The organism is Rhizobium sp. LCM 4573, assembly GCF_001854865.1.
Taxonomy (GTDB): Bacteria; Pseudomonadota; Alphaproteobacteria; order Rhizobiales; family Rhizobiaceae; genus Neorhizobium.
In genome coordinates this window covers 139370-156636 of the sequence record NZ_MDDW01000005.1, presented here as the reverse complement: position 1 = coordinate 156636, position 17267 = coordinate 139370, and the positions used below count along the sequence as shown (strand labels likewise).

At 60.2% G+C, this 17267-nt stretch carries 19 protein-coding genes; 10 read left to right on the top strand and 9 right to left on the bottom strand.

Annotation, left to right across the window (positions count from 1 at the left end):
• Positions 1-32 precede the first annotated feature (32 nt).
• Positions 33-1082: a non-homologous end-joining DNA ligase gene (gene ligD, locus LCM4573_RS11625; protein ID WP_071006442.1), complete on the top strand. Its 1050-nt coding sequence runs from the start codon at positions 33-35 to the stop codon at positions 1080-1082.
• An 81-nt stretch (positions 1083-1163) separates the two neighbouring features.
• The gene (locus LCM4573_RS11620; protein WP_071006441.1) at positions 1164-1445 is read left to right on the top strand and encodes a hypothetical protein; all 282 of its coding nucleotides are present in this window, start codon (positions 1164-1166) and stop codon (positions 1443-1445) included.
• Between the two features lie 6 nt (positions 1446-1451).
• Here the strand turns inward: LCM4573_RS11620 and LCM4573_RS28070 are convergent, their stop codons facing one another.
• Together LCM4573_RS28070 and LCM4573_RS11610 are read right to left on the bottom strand one after the other, a co-directional pair.
• Positions 1452-1625: a hypothetical protein gene (locus LCM4573_RS28070; RefSeq protein ID WP_157895500.1), complete on the bottom strand. Its 174-nt coding sequence runs from the start codon at positions 1623-1625 to the stop codon at positions 1452-1454.
• A 222-nt stretch (positions 1626-1847) separates the two neighbouring features.
• Positions 1848-2633 carry a glycosyltransferase family 25 protein gene (locus tag LCM4573_RS11610; RefSeq protein WP_071006439.1) on the bottom strand — a complete coding sequence of 262 codons (786 nt, stop codon included), beginning with the start codon at positions 2631-2633 and terminating at the stop codon, positions 1848-1850.
• A gap of 393 nt (positions 2634-3026) precedes the next feature.
• Here LCM4573_RS11610 and LCM4573_RS11605 point away from each other — a divergent pair, with 393 nt between their 5' ends.
• On the top strand, positions 3027-3686 hold the full coding sequence (locus LCM4573_RS11605) for a hypothetical protein (protein ID WP_083347404.1): 660 nt from the start codon (positions 3027-3029) through the stop codon (positions 3684-3686).
• 76 nt (positions 3687-3762) lie between these two features.
• On the opposite strand, the gene LCM4573_RS11600 is transcribed toward LCM4573_RS11605, so the two are convergent.
• The 4 genes from LCM4573_RS11600 to LCM4573_RS11585 form a co-directional block, all read right to left on the bottom strand.
• A complete protein-coding gene (locus tag LCM4573_RS11600) occupies positions 3763-4536 on the bottom strand; it encodes an amino acid ABC transporter ATP-binding protein (protein ID WP_071006438.1) in 774 nt (257 codons plus the stop codon).
• 32 nt (positions 4537-4568) lie between these two features.
• Positions 4569-5726, bottom strand: a complete 1158-nt coding sequence (locus tag LCM4573_RS11595; protein WP_071006437.1) for an amino acid ABC transporter permease — start codon at positions 5724-5726, stop codon at positions 4569-4571.
• 4 nt (positions 5727-5730) lie between these two features.
• Positions 5731-6921, bottom strand: a complete 1191-nt coding sequence (locus LCM4573_RS11590) for an amino acid ABC transporter permease (RefSeq protein ID WP_071006436.1) — start codon at positions 6919-6921, stop codon at positions 5731-5733.
• 114 nt (positions 6922-7035) lie between these two features.
• Positions 7036-8058 (bottom strand): amino acid ABC transporter substrate-binding protein, encoded by a 1023-nt coding sequence (locus tag LCM4573_RS11585; protein WP_071006605.1) that lies wholly within the window; start codon positions 8056-8058, stop codon positions 7036-7038.
• Positions 8059-8415: 357 nt separating this feature from the next.
• Here LCM4573_RS11585 and LCM4573_RS11580 point away from each other — a divergent pair, with 357 nt between their 5' ends.
• Positions 8416-9606, top strand: coding sequence for a cystathionine beta-lyase (locus tag LCM4573_RS11580; RefSeq protein ID WP_071006435.1), 1191 nt, complete (start codon positions 8416-8418; stop codon positions 9604-9606).
• On the opposite strand, the gene LCM4573_RS11575 is transcribed toward LCM4573_RS11580, so the two are convergent.
• From LCM4573_RS11575 to LCM4573_RS11565, 3 genes are all read right to left on the bottom strand, one after another.
• The gene (locus LCM4573_RS11575) at positions 9607-10773 is read right to left on the bottom strand and encodes an FAD-dependent monooxygenase (protein ID WP_071006434.1); all 1167 of its coding nucleotides are present in this window, start codon (positions 10771-10773) and stop codon (positions 9607-9609) included.
• Between the two features lie 23 nt (positions 10774-10796).
• The gene (locus LCM4573_RS11570) at positions 10797-11042 is read right to left on the bottom strand and encodes a zinc-finger domain-containing protein (protein WP_071006433.1); all 246 of its coding nucleotides are present in this window, start codon (positions 11040-11042) and stop codon (positions 10797-10799) included.
• Between the two features lie 96 nt (positions 11043-11138).
• The gene (locus LCM4573_RS11565; RefSeq protein ID WP_071006432.1) at positions 11139-11393 is read right to left on the bottom strand and encodes a hypothetical protein; all 255 of its coding nucleotides are present in this window, start codon (positions 11391-11393) and stop codon (positions 11139-11141) included.
• A gap of 144 nt (positions 11394-11537) precedes the next feature.
• On the opposite strand from LCM4573_RS11565, the gene LCM4573_RS11560 reads away from it, so the two are divergent.
• The 6 genes from LCM4573_RS11560 (at position 11538) to clpA (ending at position 17195) form a co-directional block, all read left to right on the top strand.
• Positions 11538-12326 (top strand): alpha/beta fold hydrolase, encoded by a 789-nt coding sequence (locus LCM4573_RS11560; RefSeq protein WP_071006431.1) that lies wholly within the window; start codon positions 11538-11540, stop codon positions 12324-12326.
• A 98-nt stretch (positions 12327-12424) separates the two neighbouring features.
• Complete coding sequence (gene cysE / locus LCM4573_RS11555) at positions 12425-13249, top strand: serine O-acetyltransferase (protein ID WP_071006604.1); 825 nt, start codon at positions 12425-12427, stop codon at positions 13247-13249.
• Positions 13250-13351: 102 nt separating this feature from the next.
• The gene (locus LCM4573_RS11550) at positions 13352-13555 is read left to right on the top strand and encodes a DUF3126 family protein (RefSeq protein ID WP_071006430.1); all 204 of its coding nucleotides are present in this window, start codon (positions 13352-13354) and stop codon (positions 13553-13555) included.
• Positions 13556-13702: 147 nt separating this feature from the next.
• The gene (locus LCM4573_RS11545) at positions 13703-14053 is read left to right on the top strand and encodes a phasin family protein (protein ID WP_071006603.1); all 351 of its coding nucleotides are present in this window, start codon (positions 13703-13705) and stop codon (positions 14051-14053) included.
• A gap of 252 nt (positions 14054-14305) precedes the next feature.
• On the top strand, positions 14306-14659 hold the full coding sequence (gene clpS / locus LCM4573_RS11540; RefSeq protein ID WP_071006602.1) for an ATP-dependent Clp protease adapter ClpS: 354 nt from the start codon (positions 14306-14308) through the stop codon (positions 14657-14659).
• 10 nt (positions 14660-14669) lie between these two features.
• A complete protein-coding gene (gene clpA, locus LCM4573_RS11535) occupies positions 14670-17195 on the top strand; it encodes an ATP-dependent Clp protease ATP-binding subunit ClpA (protein WP_071006429.1) in 2526 nt (841 codons plus the stop codon).
• Positions 17196-17267: the final 72 nt, after the last annotated feature.

Genomic DNA, 17267 nt, shown 5'->3' with positions numbered 1-17267 from the left:
GTTATTAAGAGCTCGCTGATGTAATATCGGGCATGACCAAGCGCCCAAAAAAGCCAGCCTCCAAGCCGCTGCTCAATGAAACCGATCTGCCGCTCCAAAGCCGGCCGATCCGCAAGCGCGATCCCAAGCAGCCGCAACTCCCTTTCGATCCTATGCCCGAGCGGGTAGAGCCGTGCCTCGCGCTCCTGAAACCGAAGGCACCGCATGGTCCTGAATGGCTCTATGAGATCAAATGGGACGGCTACAGGCTGGCGGTGCATATCGAGCCGAACCGCGTTCGAATTCTTACCCGGAACGGCCATGACTGGACGCACCGGTTTCCGGCGATCGTTGACGCGGCGAAGGCGCTAGGCCCGACGACGATGATCCTGGACGGGGAAGCGGTCGTCCTTGACGAGCATGGCCTGCCGAACTTCGGCATGCTGCAAAACTCGCTCGGCGGCCGGGGCGGCAAGCTTCCCTCGCGAAACTCGCTTCTCTACGCCTTCGATCTCCTCTACTTCGACGGCCATGATCTGAGGGGCATGGAGTACGAGGGCCGGCGATCGATGCTGGAAAGCCTCCTCGTGGGCGCTGACGGCTCTATCCGGCTTTCCGAGACCTTTGACAACGATCCGGATGAAATGCTGCGCCGCGCCTGCCAATCGGGCCTGGAAGGCATCATCGCCAAGCACCGGGATCGGCCGTATCGATCCGGACGCACCGGCGACTGGCTGAAGATCAAATGCGTCCTCAGCGACAGCTTCACGGTCGTGGGCTACGAGCCATCGACGAAGGTGCCGGGTGCGATCGCAAGCCTTCTCCTGGCTGCGTATAAGGGCGTGGATCACGTCTATGTCGGCGGGGTAGGAACCGGCTTCAGCCAGGACGAGGCGAGGCGTCTCAAGAAGCAGCTCGACAAGCTCAAGACGAGACTGCCGCCAGTGATGATCCGCGGCAAGAACCTGGTGCTGACCGCTCCGGCACTGATCGCTGAAATCGAGTATCGTGGCTGGACCCATGACGGGAAGCTTAGGCATCCATCATTCAAAGGGATTAGGGACGAAGCGGACGCGGGTGATGTCTATCGCCTGCCCGATTGAAATCTATCAATATTGGCAGATGGCGATTTTGGGGAATATGGCCTATCCCAAGTGAGAACGGCACAGCAGGGAGGACTCGCCGTGGGGATTGTAGTTTACGGATACCAGATCATTCCGGGCGACGACGAGGATCTTCACTTCGCCACCACGCTAGAGGCGTGCATGAAGGATGCATCCGACCTTTTGAAGGATTTGCGCAATGATCCGGAGGTCAGCCCAACCGAGTTCGGCGCCAGAGCGGTATATGAATGCACCCTGAAGATGTCGGACCCTGCAACCCTTGTTGCCTTCCTCAATGAGCACACAGAAGCGATCGAGAATTGCATAACGGACCGTAAGCTGGTGACCGTCGTCGGGACTTAGGCGCAACTATTCGAGCTTCCGCTTCAGCGCGTACAGTAGCGCCTCCACTTCGGCATTCGCGCCGGCTGCCAGCATGAGGTTGTCCGCGACCTCGATGATCGCCGTTAGAACCTCCGTCTCCTCCCATCCCGCCTTCACCGCACCCTCGATGAGATCCTGCAGCGGTATCTCAACCGCCATCTGGCAAAACAGGTGTCGGTTCTCGTCTCCCATGGGGAGGGTTGGGGAAGGGATGTCGCTCATAGAGGAGAGGATAGGGCGGTTTCGAGATCGCAAAAGGTGAGGGGACGGCTTAAAATTCGATAATCAAATCAATGGTGCTTGGATTCCCCTCACCATTGGCGATTTTCATTGAAAACACTCATAAATTTGGAACTTCTGGCATTCCTACAGGGGTCGCCACTATCCCGCTTTTTTAGCCGGGCGCCCAAAGGGAACCACGGCTGTCGTGCGCTTCCTGCTTTGCAGCATATCGGTGGCATCATCGATAACTCTGGAGATTTCCCGCCAAGCTTTTTGATGGAGCCCGAACCTTCTTCGGATCGGGTTTTCATATTCTATGGTGGTCTGGAAAATATGCTCGCCTCGGCGGTCGAGTGTGCTTTGTACGCAGATAGCAGGGCTTAGCTGGAAAACTTCGTTTTTCTTCCAGAACGCACCCCGTCGTCCAAACAGGAACGTATCCACCGGATCGAGGGTGCCTTGCCTGCTAAGGCTTACAATGATTTCGGCAGCGCGTCGTGACATGATGTATCCCGCAGCACCGAAATGAGAGCTATGCAGTCGGTGAATGTCATACCCCTCCCAGGAGTGAAGGGAGTGCTTCGACAATCTCACGGGGCTTGCAAATGTTTCGAGCTTCAGGATACCGATGTCCCGGGGAATAGCCATTCTTCCGGAGAGAATGTCCGCAGCGTTATCGGAAAGATATATGTCATCCTCGAATACTGCTGCGTATTCGCTGTTTCCTTCAAGGAAATATTCCCAGCATTTTCCATGGCTCAGGAAGCAAGCTATCTCGGTGGGCTTTAAAAACCGCCACTGCCCGCTTTGTAGCGGTATTGCCCCACTTTGGCGGCCGTCGATCGCTGGAATTCGTTCACAGGCCAAACCAAGCTTGGCAAACTGATCCTGCATATGACGCCACCGGTCGGTGGAGCGATCCAGGTTGATAACGAGAATCTGCATAAAACTCTATTAGCTAGGTGAATATAGCCATGAACTTGTTGAAATATACGGTAGCAGCGGCAAACTATTCAGGTCAATGCCAAGCAAGAGCCAGTCGTGTGGCATCTTGCTGATCCTGTTGACTTGCCCACGGGTTCGCGGTGTCGTCCGAGTCTGCAGCAAATGGGCAACGCGGATGGATCAATTCCATGTTTGCGAAAATTTCGGCTTGGGATGAGCCGCTTCCACTCTTATATTAGCGATGCATCGGTTCCGCCGTCATGTACGGGGAAGACCGGATTTGGATTTCGCGGGCAGGACCCACGAAACGCGTCAAGCACATTCAATGGCTTTTAACCGGGCGGCTTCGGCTGCCGTGGCGGGTAGATTATTTGATTTCGTCCGGGGGTTCTCATGACCAAGACGATTCGCGCCGGCATGGCGGCCATGGTTTCCATTCTTCTTGCAGCGGCTCCGGCAGTTGCCGATAGCGGGCGGCTGATCTGGCAACCGGCCAAGAATTCGGACACCAGTTATTCGGTGAAGATGGGCATGCGCTTGCCGACCAGGCTCGAGCCCGAGGCTGGTATCAATATCGGGATGTCGGCCTCCAAGGGCGGGAGACTGGTGGAGACCCCGGTCAATGTCTGGGGCAAGGTGAAGACCCGGGTCATTCAGAGACCCGCCTATGAAAGCAACCGCGACATCGATTTGTCCTTCGATGCGCTGCACGGCAGCGGCGCAATCACCATGAACTACTATGACAAGCGCGTCGCGACGCCGACGATCGATGTCGAGCGGCGCAGCAGCTATGCGATGCGCTATGATGGCCTCGCGCAGGAGTGGTGCGGGTTGGAAACGAGCCAGTCGCTGCGCATCGCGCGCCCCGGCACGCTGGGGACCGCTCTTGTCGTGAAGGGCAGGGCGGCCGACAATTTCGGAACGCTCGGCGCCGATCTCGGGCTGGAGCAGAAATTCGGGAAGAATATGACCCTCAGCGGCTCCGTCGGGCGGACGACGACTTCGACCGATACCGCGGTCAACGTGAACGCCCGCTATTCCTTCACCTGGTAGCAGCAGCGCGCTCCTCGAACAGGTATCCTCGAAAAAAAAGGGCGCCTTTTGGCGCCCTTTTTCTTGAAAGTCCCGATCAGTGCAGGATCTGGCTGAGAAAGAGCCTGGTGCGCTCGTGCTGCGGATTGTCGAAGAATTCCGCGGGCGAATTCTGTTCGACGATCTGTCCCTGGTCCATGAAGATCACGCGGTTGGCCACCTGGCGGGCAAAGCCCATTTCGTGAGTGACGCAGAGCATGGTCATGCCTTCCTCGGCAAGGCTTACCATGGTGTCCAACACTTCCTTGATCATTTCCGGATCGAGTGCCGAGGTGGGCTCGTCGAAAAGCATGATCTTCGGGTTCATGCAGAGCGACCGGGCGATCGCCACGCGCTGCTGCTGGCCGCCGGAAAGCTGGCCGGGATATTTATGCGCCTGCTCGGGGATCTTCACGCGCGCGAGATAGTGCATGGCAATCTCTTCCGCCTGCTTCTTCGGCATCTTGCGGACCCAGATCGGCGCGAGCGTGCAATTTTCCAGGATCGTCAGATGCGGGAAGAGGTTGAAGTGCTGGAACACCATGCCGACCTCGCGCCGCACCTCGTCGATCTTCTTGAGATCGTTGGTGAGCTCGATGCCATCAACGACGACGCGGCCGGACTGATGCTCCTCGAGGCGGTTGATGCAACGGATCATCGTCGATTTTCCGGAGCCCGACGGGCCGGCGATGACGATGCGCTCGCCGCGCATGACCTTGAGGTTGATGTCGCGCAGCACGTGGAAATCCCCGTACCACTTGTTCATCTTGATGATATCGACGGCGACGTCGGTGTCGGAGATCGTCATTTTCTTGGGTTTGGCTTCTGCCATCTTTTTCCCCTTTGTTATCGTTTGCTGCCAGCTCAGCGCTTATGGCCGGTGTCTAGATGCCTCTCCATGAAGGCGGAGTAGCGCGACATGCCGAAGCAGAAAAGCCAAAAGATGAAGCCGGCGAAGATGAGGCCGGTCAGCGGCGTGACGGGCGTGATCCAGGTCGTATCGGTGAAATTCAGGCGCACGATGCCAAGCAGGTCGAACATGCCGATGATCGACACCAGCGAGGTATCCTTGAAGAGACCGATGAAGGTATTGACGATGCCGGGAATGACCAGCTTCAACGCCTGCGGCATGACGATCAGCCGGATTTTCTGCCAATAGCTCAAACCGAGCGAGTCCGCGCCTTCGAACTGCCCCTTCGGAATGGCCTGCAGACCGCCGCGGATGACTTCGGCCATGTAGGCGGAGGCGAAGAGCGCCACGCCGACGAGGGCGCGCAGGAAGTTGTCGATCGTCCAGCCGGTCGGCAGGAAGAGCGGCAGCATCACGTTCGCCATGAAGAGCACGCTGATCAGCGGCACGCCGCGGATGATTTCGATGAAGCCGACGCAGAGCGTGCGGATGATCGGCATGTTGGACCTGCGCCCCAGCGCCAGGAGAATGCCGATCGGCAGCGAGACGGCGATACCCACGAAGGACAGGATCAAGGTGACCATCAGGCCGCCCCAGAGCGGGGTTTCCACCTCCCGCAGCCCGAACGCACCGCCGTGCAGCAGGAAGAAGGCGACGATAGGCAGGACGCCGAAAAGCAGTATGGCGTTGAGACCCTTGCGCGGCAGCTTCGGAATCAGGATCGGCACCAGGAGCGCGATGAACATGACGCCGACCAGTATCGGGCGCCAGCGTTCGTCATAGGGGTAGCGTCCGAACATGAACTGCTGGAAGCGGTCCCCGATGAACGCCCAGCAGGCACCTTTCCAGCCGTCGGGCTGGATGCCGCCCTGAGCGATGGTCGTGCATGCGCTTCGGTCGGTGCCCGACCAGACGGCGTCGAAGAACAGCCAGTCGAGCACGCCGGGCAGCGCCCAAAGCAGGAAGACGATTGCCAGCACGGTGAGGATCGTATCCCTCGGCGTTGCGAGCAGGTTTGCCTTGATCCAGCCTGGGACGCTCCTGGTGCTGAGCGGGGCCGGCTCGGCCGGCAGCATTTGAGGGCGGACGAAAGCGACGTTCTTTGCGCTCATGATCTTATCTTTCCACCAGAGCCATCTTGGCGTTGAACCAGTTCATGAACAGCGAGGTCAGAATGYTGATGGTGAGATAGACGGTCAGCATGATGAAGATCGCTTCCACGGCTTGTCCCGTCTGGTTGAGGGTCGTGCTGGTCGTGGAAAAGAGTTCGGGAAAGCCGATTGCGACACCGAGCGAAGAGTTCTTCGTCAGGTTGAGGTACTGGCTGGTCAGCGGTGGAATGATGATGCGCAGAGCCTGGGGAACAACCACCAGGCGGGTCGTCATCGCCGGTTGAAGTCCGAGCGCGGAGGAAGCTTCTGTCTGCCCCTTCGGCACGCCGCGGATGCCGGAGCGGATCACTTCGGCAATGAAGGATGCCGTATAGAGCGACAGAGCCAGGTAGAGGGCGACGAATTCGGGCAGGATACGGGCTCCGCCCGTCATGTTGAAGCGGCCGGCAATCGGAGGGTCGAAGGTGAGGGGAGCCCCCGCAGCCAGGAAGGCAAGGATCGGCAGCCCGACGACAAGCCCGATACCCGTCCAGATGATGGGGAACTGCTGCCCCGTTGCCATCTGTCTCTTCGTTGCCCATTGCGCGACCGCGAGCGCGGCGATGATGCCGAGCACGAAGGCGATCGGAACGGCGACCGCACCTTCTCCCCAAATCGGTTTCGGGAAGGCGAGACCTCGGTTGTTGAGGAATATGTTGAACGGAAGGGCGATCGAATCCCTGACCTGCGGCAGGGTGTCGAGCACGCCCTTATACCAGAAGAAGATCACGAGGAGCACCGGGATATTGCGGAAGACTTCCACATAAACGGTGCAAAGCTTGGCGATCAGCCAGTTGCTGGAAAGGCGCCCCAGACCGACGAGAAAGCCGATGATCGTGGCGGTGACGATGCCGAGGGACGCCACCAGCAGCGTATTGAGAAAGCCGACCACGATGGCGCGGCCATAGGTGGAGTCGTTCGTGTAGGGGATCAGCGTCGTGCTGATGTCGAAGCCGGCGCGGCCGTTGAGGAAGCCGAACCCGGACGCCGTACCGGCGCGCGCAAGGTTCTCTGTCGTATTATCGAATATCCACCAGCCGGAGATGACGACGATTGCGAGTGCGAGTATCTGGAAGAAAATACCCCGATATTTGGGGTCGTAGACATAGGACCGGAGAGTCCTCGCCTCGGGAGGCGCGAGTGCAGCGTCTGTCATGCTAGCCAAATCCCCTTATGACCTTGTTCAGGCCTTCTTTTTCTTATGCGTTTTTATGAGTTCTCATGAGAGATAAGGCGGCCGGGGCCGCCTTATCAATTCACGATCCGGAGATCAGCGGACCGGGGGCGCGTATTGCAGGCCGCCCTTGGTCCAGAGAGCATTGAGGCCGCGCTCGATCTTCAGCGGCGTGTTCTGGCCGATATTGCGCTCGAAGACCTCGCCGTAATTTCCGACCTGTTTGATGATGTTGTAGGCCCACTCGTTGGTGAGGCCGAGGTCGGTGCCGATCTTGGTGTCGGCTTCGACACCAAGGAAGCGGCGGATGTCGGGGTTGGTCGATTCCTTCATCTCGTCGACATTGGCCTGGGTAATGCCGAATTCCTCGGCCTGTACCAAAGCGAAGCCGGTCCAGGTCACGATATCGAACCACTGGTCGTCACCCTGGCGGACGGCCGGGGCGAGGGGCTCCTTGGAGATGATTTCCGGCAGGATCATGTGATCGTCCGGATTGGAAAGCGACAGGCGCAGGGAATAGAGGCCGGACTGGTCGGTCGTGTAAACGTCGCAACGGCCGGCCTGATAGGCGGCGTTGACTTCCTCGAGCTTCTCGAAGACCACCGGGTTGTACTGCAGGTTGTTGGCCTTGAAATAGTCGGCCAGATTGAGCTCGGTGGTGGTGCCAGACTGAACGCAAACCGCGGCGCCCGACAGTTCGAGGGCAGACTTCACGTTCAGGCTCTTCGGAACCATGAAGCCCTGGCCGTCATAGTAGTTGACATAACGGAAGTTCAGGCCAAGCGCGGTATCGCGGTTGATCGTCCAGGTCGTGTTACGTGCAAGCACGTCGATTTCGCCCGACTGCAGCGCCGTGAAGCGGACCTGCGCGGTGGTCGGCGTGTACTTCACCTTGGTCGCATCCCCGAAGACGGCGGCGGCGATGGCCTTGCAGTAGTCGACGTCGAAACCCGTCCAGTTGCCCGACGCGTCCGGTGCCGCGAAGCCGGCAAGGCCGGTATTGACGCCGCACTGAACGAAACCCTTGGCCTTGACATCAGCGAGCGTAGCCGCGGAGGCAGCCGAGCCGAGGCCCATGACTGCAGCGCCAATTGCGGCTGACAGAAGCGTCTTTTTCATTTTCCCAACCTTTATCTGTTTCTTGAATTGATACACCGCGCCGCTCCCCTTGTTCTTTGAAATGCAGCCGGCGGCCCGCTGACCCTCCCGGCGCGAGCATTCCTATCTCATTCGTAAATATCCGCATGGTCAAGTGTCGCTCGTCCGAATTGCGGCGGAAACGAGGTAAATTCGTTAATCATGCCTGATTTGGGAGCAGATGATTATCAATTGAGCATCCGTTGCCGAAAATCTCGCCCGTGATCGCGCAGTGGTTGTCGTCGCGGTTCGGGACAGACTGCAACGGGGTTGACCCGCTCTGAACCGGCTGCAACAAAACAGCGTCGTTAATTTCCTTAATGAAAGCTTCCCCGAGAGATGAAGAAGAAAGATAGCTTGCTCGCCGATGCCGGTCCCAACACCCGTCTGGCGCATATCGGCCATGATCCCCACAGCTTTCACGGCTTCGTCAATCCGCCGGTCGTGCATGGATCGACGGTTCTTTTTCCCGACAGCCGGACCATGGAAACGCGAGCGCAGAAATATACCTATGGCACGCGCGGAACGCCGACCACAGATGCGCTGTGCAGGGCGATCGACGAACTCGAAGGTTCGGCGGGGACGATTCTCGTTCCGTCGGGGCTGGCGGCCATCACCGTGCCGTTCCTGGCCTTTCTCTCCGCCGGGGACCATGCGTTGATCGTGGATTCCGTCTACACGCCCTGCCGGCATTTCTGCAATACAATGCTGACGCGGCTCGGCGTGGCGGTCGAATATTACGATCCGGAAATCGGCGCTGGRATAGAAACGCTCATCAGGCCCAACACCAAATTGATCCACACGGAGGCGCCGGGCTCCAATACGATGGAGATGCAGGATATCCGCGCTATCGCGGATGCAGCGCACCGGCACGGCTGCATCGTGACCATGGACAATACATGGGCGACGCCGCTCTATTTCCGGCCGCTGGATTTCGGGGTGGATATCTCGATCCACGCAACGACGAAATATCCTTCGGGCCATTCCGATATCGTGATGGGCTCGGTCTCCGCCAACGACAAATACTGGCCGCGGCTTCAGGAGGCGACGATCACGCTCGGCATCTGCGGTGCGCCGGACGATTCCTATCACATCCTGCGCGGCCTGCGGTCCATGGGAGTGCGGCTCGAACACCACCAGAAAAGCGCGCTTGCGATCGCCGAGTGGCTGGAAGGCCGGGAAGACGTGGCAAGGGTTCTCCATCCGGCACTGCCGAGCTTTCCCGGCCATGCCATCTGGAAACGCGACTTCAAGGGCGCGAGCGGCGTCTTTTCCTTCGTGCTGAAGGCGGATGCACCGGAGAAGTTCAAGCCCAAGGCGCATGCCTTCCTGGATGCGCTCTCGATCTTCGGGCTGGGCTATTCCTGGGGCGGCTACGAGAGCCTCGCGGTCCATGTGAACCTTTCCGACCGCACAATCCGGAAAGCACCGGAGGAAGGGCCGGTGATCCGGCTGCAGATCGGGCTCGAAGATGTCGCCGATCTCAGGAGGGACATCGAGGCGGGATTTGCGGCAGCCGCCGCCGTCTGATCAGTCGGGGATGCTGTAGCCGTAGAGCCAGTCGAAATCCGCCGCGAGCGATTGCGGCGGACGCAGCGACAGAACGACGTCGCGGCCGAACCTGAGGGGACCTCGGGCATGGTAGGCGAAGCGGTTGAACGCGCCGCGTGCTCTCACGCGGGCAATGCGCGCGCCCCGCTCGGTTTCGAATTCGGAAAGGGCGCGCACGAGGGGCAGGGGGCCGGCAACCTTCGCCGCCAGCGCAAAAGCGTCCTCGATCGCCATGGCCGCGCCCTGAGCGGCGAAAGGCATCATGGCGTGGGCGGCATCGCCGATCAGCACCATGTCGCGACCATTCTGCCAGCGCCCCGCGCTCACCTCGTAAAGCGGCCAGAAGATCGGCTGAACGGCCTCTTCCAGCATGGCGATGATTGCCCTGTTCCAGCGCAGGAACTGCCGGAGCAGCATCCGCCGCTGGCTATAGGTCGTTTCCGCTTCCCAGGTCTCCCCGGGGTTCATGCCCGAAGCGATCGCCACGATGTTGAAACCGCCGGTCTCCTTCAGGGGATAGGATACCAGATGGCTCGAAGGGCCGAGAAAGGCGGTGACCGCATCCTTTTTCAGGAAAGAGGGGGCGGCGACATCCGGGATGGCGAAGCGCCAGGCGATATTGCCTGAAAAATTCGGCACCGGGGCATTGGAAACCCGTGCACGGGTCTTCGACCAGACACCATCGGCCCCAATCACGAGATGAGGCTCCCGGCCGGCCTGAATCGCAAGCGCCCGGGGATCCGTATCCTTAATCCGGCTGCCGAGATGCAGGCGGCAAAGCGGGTTGGTTTCGACTGCGTTCAGCAGGGCGCGTTGCAGGGTGGAGCGGTGCAGCACTCCGTAGGGAGCGCCCCAGCGATGGCGGGCGAAAGCGCCGGCCGGCATATGGGAAAGGGGGCGCAGCGTCGTGCCCGAAACGAGCTCTATCCGCTCGGGCTCGGTCCAGGCCTTCTCCAACTCGTCGAGGACGCCAAGCCTCGCCAAAATGCCGGTGGCGTTCGGCGAAAGCTGAAGGCCCGCGCCGACCTCGGTGAGCGCTGGCGCCTGTTCGAAGATATCGGAAGCTATCCCGCGTCGCGCAAAGGCGAGCGCAGCGGCAAGCCCGGCCATTCCGGCGCCGATGATCGCAACTGTTTCGACGGGCATCGCCTATGCCGCGCGCAGGAAGGTCAGGCAGCCTTGACGTGGAAGACGCAACCCGGAGGGTCGGTCTGGTCCGCCTTGAGCGCCGGATTGTACCGGTAGAGCGTGGAACAGTAGGAGCAGACCTTTTCCACGTCGTCGCCCATGTCGATGAAGATATGCGGATGATCGAAGGGCACGGATGCGCCGGTGCACATGAATTCCTTCACGCCGATCTGGATCAGCCGATGTCCGCCGTCGTTCTGGAAGTGGGGAATGCCGTGTCCCGCCATGATGATCTCCGTAACTTAAGATTTCGGCCGGACATTATCGCTCCCGACCGCGAATGTGTAGTGATAAAAACCGACAGCCGGCGGGCCATTTTGCCGCTATCGGCGCGGCTCTCCACCGGGTGGATAGAAGCTCTTGCTTTCGAACCGAAACTTGTGGCCGCACAGGCAGCGCAGCATGTATTTCTTCGGATCGCGCGATGCGAATTCGGTGAAGAAACCTTTCGGCATTTCATCGACGGTAAAGCCGCGATCCTTGCGGCGCGGGTCGTCGTCCTCGGAAACTTCCGCAAAGCCGTTGTGGCCGCATTGGGGGCATTCGAGCTTGCGGGAATAGCGGTCGCGTGCTGCCAAAATTCCTGTCCTTTTCGTTCGGCCTGCTTATAGCGAGGGAGTTCGCTGGAGGGAAGCCAGGCGGCCGGCGGAAAATCTGCGGGCGAGGGTTCATTCCCCCGGAGCTATCCTCTATGGTCGCGCAAAAAAAACGGACCGCCGACAATGAATCTCAATGCGCCTTCCTTCTCTTCCTTTTCCCACGACGGATTGAAGCTCGCCTATTTCGACGAGGGCGATCCCTCCGGCGATCCGGTGCTGCTGATCCACGGTTTCGCATCCAGCGCGCTCGTCAACTGGGTGCATCCCGGCTGGCTTAAGACGCTCGGCGATGCCGGCTACCGGGTGATTGCCATCGACAATCGCGGCCATGGCACGAGCGACAAACCTTATGACGTCGAGGCGTACCGCCCGTGGGTGATGGCTGACGACGCGGCCGCGCTGCTCGATCATCTCGGCATTCCCGAGGCGCATGTCATGGGCTATTCGATGGGCGCGAGGATTTCCGTATTCCTGGCGCTGCGCCATCCCGAGCGCGTCCGCTCGCTGGTACTCGGCGGACTCGGTGCCGGCATGACGGAGGGCGTGGGCGATTGGGACCCGATCGCGGACGCGCTTCTGGCGCCTTCCCTGGATGATGTCGAACACGCCCGCGGGCGCATGTTCCGTGCCTTCGCGGACCAGACGAAGAGCGACCGGGCGGCGCTTGCCGCCTGCATTCGCGGCTCGCGCGATCTGGTTTCGCGCTCAGACATGGGGCGCATCGAGGCGCCGACGCTGATTGGTGTCGGGACGAAGGACGATATTGCCGGGTCGCCCCAGGAGCTTGCCGCGCTGATGCGGAACGCCCGTGCGCTCGATATTCCCGGCCGCGATCACATGCTGGCCGTCGGGGATAGGGTCTTCAAGAAGGCGGTTCTCGATTTCTACGCGGAAATCCGGACCTTGCCGTAATCTCATAGCTAGGATCAACGGAATGCGATTTCGCTCCCATTGGTCTTCCTGTAAGATTATTCTATATGAAGTCGCCTATGGAAAACATGGAGACGGCGATGGCCGCGAGAACCGAAATCCGCCAGAGGGACATGGTTTCCGCCGTGGACCCGATCTGGGATACGATGCGCCAGGAGGCCAAGGCCGCCGCGGAGAGCGATCCGCTGCTGGCCGCATTCCTCTATTCGACCGTGCTGAATCACCAGTCGCTGGAAGAATGCGTCATCCATCGCATCTGCGAGCGGCTCGATCATCCCGACCTGCAGGCGGTGCTGCTGCGCCAGACCTTCCTCGAAATGCTGGCCGACCGGCCGGAATGGGGCGCGGTCCTCAGGGTCGACATTCAGGCGGTCTACGACCGTGATCCCGCCTGCGTTCGATTCCTCGAGCCCGTCCTTTATTTCAAGGGCTTCCATGCCATCCAGACCCACCGGCTGGCCCATTGGCTGCTTGAGTGCGGCCGTCGCGATTTCGCGCTCTATCTGCAGAGCCGCTCGTCCAGCGTCTTCCAGACGGATATCAATCCGGCTGCGCGTATGGGCAAGGGCATATTCCTCGACCATGCGACCGGCCTCGTCGTCGGCGAGACGGCGGTCATCGGCGACAATGTTTCCATCCTGCACGGCGTGACGCTCGGCGGGACGGGCAAGGAAGGTGCTGACCGGCATCCGAAGATCGGCAACGGCGTGCTGATCGGCGCGGGCGCCAAGATCCTCGGCAATATCGAGATCGGCAGCTGCTCGCGCGTCGCGGCCGGCTCCGTCGTGTTGAAGCCGGTGCCTTCGAAGTCGACGGTTGCGGGCGTTCCGGCCAGGGTGGTCGGCACGGCGGGATGTTCCGAGCCCGCGCGCCTGATGGACCAGATCTTGATGTCCGAGGACTGAGTTCCGTTCCGCTGCCTGTCGGCGGCGGATGCTTTGCTGCCTTTACTTTCGCCTTTATACCGTGCCAAAAGCGCCGCAACGCGAAAAGCAACGGAGAAGCTCGTGAAACCGGACGAAATCAAGAAACTCGACGCCTATTTCAAGCGCACGTTCAACCCGCAGGTCGTTGTGAAGGCTCGCCCGCGCAAGACCGATTCCGCCGAAGTCTATCTGGGCGAGGAATTCCTGGGCGTCGTCTATATCGACGATGAGGACGGCGACCGGTCCTACAATTTCTCCATGGCGATCCTCGACGTCGACCTCTGATCGGCCGCAGAACGCACTCTCATGCAGYGGGCCTTCACGGGCCCGTTTTTTGTTCCCCCGCCATTCTTGTGCGGCGCACAATTCCGGCTTGACTTTGATGGGGCGAGGCACTTCTATCAGTGTTTCCGAATGAACAAGGGGCATGCCATGTTTCATTTCGACGATGCCGAGAGGACGACCAGGGAAGCGATGGACGCCATGCTGAAGAGCTATTCCGAGATGGCCAAGGGGTTCCAGGCAATCGCCGTCGAGGCGAACGATTACTCCCGCAAATCCTTTCAGGACGTGACGGCCTTCATGGAGGCCTTCGTCGGTGCCCGCAGTGTCGAAGCGGTCTTCGAGCTGCAGGCCAATTATCTGAAGTCGTCCTACGAAGGTTTCATTGCCGAGGCGACCAGAATGAGCGAAATCTATGCCGATCTTGCCAAGGCCGCCTACAAGCCGTACGAGGCGCCCATTGCGAAGCCTGCAAACCCGGCGGCGACCGCCGCCGCCTGAGCGGCCATATCGAAAAACGATCAACGGCCCTCCTCGTCAGAGGCCGGCGTCGCTTCGCGGCGCCGGCTTTTTCATTTCCACTCCCCGCGGCCGGAGTTTTCCGCCGCTAATGCACACGGGTTAGCGGATTAGTGATTGCGCGGCGGCGAAGGGGGCTTAAAATCTGCGTCCAATGAACTAAGTTAGTAAAAATCTGATGTCCGGCCGGAAACCGTTCGGAACTTCCACCGGATGATTGGGGAATGAATGAAGATGATCGCAGAGCCGATCTTGATGGAACGTGAAAAAGGTACGGACGGAGACAACGGCAACCGGGGAACTTCGGTTATCACCCGCACGAAGCCGAAGACCAAGAAGCCAAATCTCTATCGCGTGCTTCTCCTGAATGACGACTATACGCCGATGGAATTCGTCATTCACATTCTGGAGCGTTTTTTTCAGAAGGATCGCGAGGCGGCGACGCGCATCATGCTCCACGTTCACAACCATGGCGTGGGGGAATGCGGAATATTTACATACGAGGTGGCGGAAACCAAAGTGAGCCAGGTCATGGACTTCTCCCGGCAACACCAGCATCCGCTGCAATGTGTCATGGAAAAGAAGTGAGGAACCCCACGTGCCAACTTTTTCGCCTAGTCTTGAAAAGGCGCTGCATCAGGCACTGACCTTTGCCAACGAGCGGCATCACGAATATGCTACGCTCGAACACCTGCTTCTGGCGTTGATAGACGACGCGGACGCAGCGGCGGTCATGGGCGCTTGTAACGTCAATCTCGAAGTCCTGCGCAAGACCGTTAGCGACTATGTCGATAACGAGCTTTCCAATCTGGTCACCGGTTACGACGAGGATTCCAAGCCGACCTCCGGCTTCCAGCGCGTCATCCAGCGCGCGGTGATCCACGTCCAGTCTTCCGGCCGCGAGGAAGTGACCGGCGCAAACGTCCTCGTCGCGATCTTCGCCGAGCGGGAAAGCCATGCGGCCTTCTTCCTGCAGGAGCAGGAAATGACCCGCTACGATGCGGTCAACTACATCTCCCACGGCATCGGCAAGCGTCCGGGCTCCTCCCAGGTCCGTCCGCCGCGCGGCGCCGAGGAGGCCGATCCGGATTCCAAGCCTGCCCGCGAGCAGGACGAGGGATCGGCCAAGAAGCCGCAGGATGCCTTGAAGGCCTATTGCGTCAACCTGAACGACAAGGCCCGCGAGGGCAGGATCGATCCCCTTATCGGCCGCAATGCGGAAGTGAACCGCACCATCCAGGTGCTGTGCCGCCGCTCCAAGAACAACCCGCTCTATGTGGGCGACCCCGGCGTCGGCAAGACGGCGATCGCCGAAGGCCTCGCCAAGCGGATCGTCGAAGGCAAGGTGCCGGAAGCGCTTTCCGATGCCACCATCTTCTCGCTCGACATGGGCACGCTGCTCGCCGGCACGCGCTATCGTGGCGATTTCGAGGAGCGGCTGAAGCAGGTTGTCAAGGAGCTCGAGGAATATCCGGGCGCGGTGCTTTTCATCGATGAGATCCACACCGTGATCGGCGCGGGCGCCACCTCGGGCGGCGCGATGGATGCGTCGAACCTCCTGAAGCCGGCGCTGTCTTCGGGGGCGATCCGTTGCATTGGGTCGACCACCTACAAGGAATACCGCCAGTTCTTCGAGAAGGACCGGGCGCTCGTTCGCCGCTTCCAGAAGATCGACGTCAACGAGCCGTCGATCGACGATGCGATCGAGATCATGAAGGGGCTCAAGCCCTATTTCGAGGACTATCACAAGCTTCGTTATACCAACGAGGCGATCAAGTCGGCCGTCGAGCTTTCGGCGCGCTACATCTCCGACCGCAAGCTGCCGGACAAGGCGATCGACGTGATCGACGAGACCGGTGCGGCGCAGATGCTGCTGCCGGCCTCCAGGCGCCGCAAGCTGATCACCGAGAAGGAAATCGAAGCCACGATAGCCACGATGGCACGCATTCCGCCGAAGACCGTTTCCAAGGATGACGAGATGGTTCTCGCCAACCTGGAGAAGGAGCTTCGCTCGGTGGTCTACGGCCAGGACAAGGCGATCGAGGCGCTTTCGACCGCGATCAAGCTTGCCCGCGCGGGCCTGCGCGAGCCGAACAAGCCGATCGGCGCCTATGTCTTCTCCGGCCCCACGGGCGTCGGCAAGACGGAAGTCGCCAAGCAGCTTGCCTCCTCGCTCGGCGTCGAACTGCTGCGCTTCGACATGTCGGAATATATGGAACGCCACACCGTCTCGCGGCTGCTCGGCGCACCTCCCGGCTATGTCGGCTTCGACCAGGGCGGCCTCCTGACCGACAGCGTCGATCAGCATCCGCATAGCGTGGTCCTGCTCGACGAGATCGAGAAGGCGCATCCGGATATCTTCAACATCCTGCTGCAGGTCATGGACCATGGTTCGCTGACGGACCACAACGGCAAGAAGATCGATTTCCGCAACGTCATCCTGATCATGACGACCAATGCGGGCGCTTCGGAAATGGCCAAGGCCGCCATCGGTTTCGGTTCGTCCAAGCGCACCGGGGAAGACGAGGAGGCATTGAACCGCCTCTTCACGCCGGAATTCCGCAACCGCCTGGATGCCGTGATCCCGTTCGCGCCGCTGCCGACGGAAGTCATCCATCAGGTCGTGCAGAAGTTCGTCATGCAGCTCGAGACGCAGCTTTCGGAACGCAACGTCACCTTCGACCTGCACGAGGATGCGATCGCCTGGCTTGCCGAAAAGGGCTACGACGAGAAGATGGGTGCCCGGCCGCTCTCGCGCGTCATTCAGGAGCACATCAAGAAGCCGCTCGCCAACGAGATCCTGTTCGGCAAGCTGCGGAAGGGCGGCGTGGTGAACGTCACGGTCGGCAAGAAGGAAGACGGCAAGGATGGCCTCATCCTCGAAGCCATTCCGGAGACCGCGCCGGTGAAGCCGAAGCCGGAAGCCGAGGTGAAGGAGGCGGCCGAAGAGGCCGCCCCCAAGGCAAAGGCCAAGGCGCCGAAGAAGTCCGGCAAGGACAAGGACGGCGGCTCATCGGCCAAGGCGCGCGCCATGGTCGATGCCGATGTGATCGCTTCGGAAGAGCCGCCCAGGACATCGCCCCGCAAGGGCAGCACCGTTCCCAGGGTGCCGAAGAAGAAGTGAGGCTGGCGTGATCCAGCCGGACAATGCCGGGCTCGTCCCGGCATTGTCGTTTCTGTATTGAAGTCCATTTGC

Coding starts and splice junctions, on each gene's coding strand:
- ligD (WP_071006442.1), top strand. CDS start 33: ATGACCAAGCGCCCAAAAAAGCCAGCCTCCAAGCCGCTGCTCAATGAA.
- LCM4573_RS28070 (WP_157895500.1), bottom strand. CDS start 1,625: ATGGCGGTTGAGATACCGCTGCAGGATCTCATCGAGGGTGCGGTGAAG.
- LCM4573_RS11610 (WP_071006439.1), bottom strand. CDS start 2,633: ATGCAGATTCTCGTTATCAACCTGGATCGCTCCACCGACCGGTGGCGT.
- LCM4573_RS11605 (WP_083347404.1), top strand. CDS start 3,027: ATGACCAAGACGATTCGCGCCGGCATGGCGGCCATGGTTTCCATTCTT.
- LCM4573_RS11600 (WP_071006438.1), bottom strand. CDS start 4,536: ATGGCAGAAGCCAAACCCAAGAAAATGACGATCTCCGACACCGACGTC.
- LCM4573_RS11595 (WP_071006437.1), bottom strand. CDS start 5,726: ATGAGCGCAAAGAACGTCGCTTTCGTCCGCCCTCAAATGCTGCCGGCC.
- LCM4573_RS11585 (WP_071006605.1), bottom strand. CDS start 8,058: ATGAAAAAGACGCTTCTGTCAGCCGCAATTGGCGCTGCAGTCATGGGC.
- LCM4573_RS11575 (WP_071006434.1), bottom strand. CDS start 10,773: ATGCCCGTCGAAACAGTTGCGATCATCGGCGCCGGAATGGCCGGGCTT.
- LCM4573_RS11570 (WP_071006433.1), bottom strand. CDS start 11,042: ATGGCGGGACACGGCATTCCCCACTTCCAGAACGACGGCGGACATCGG.
- LCM4573_RS11560 (WP_071006431.1), top strand. CDS start 11,538: ATGAATCTCAATGCGCCTTCCTTCTCTTCCTTTTCCCACGACGGATTG.
- cysE (WP_071006604.1), top strand. CDS start 12,425: ATGGCCGCGAGAACCGAAATCCGCCAGAGGGACATGGTTTCCGCCGTG.
- LCM4573_RS11545 (WP_071006603.1), top strand. CDS start 13,703: ATGTTTCATTTCGACGATGCCGAGAGGACGACCAGGGAAGCGATGGAC.
- clpS (WP_071006602.1), top strand. CDS start 14,306: ATGATCGCAGAGCCGATCTTGATGGAACGTGAAAAAGGTACGGACGGA.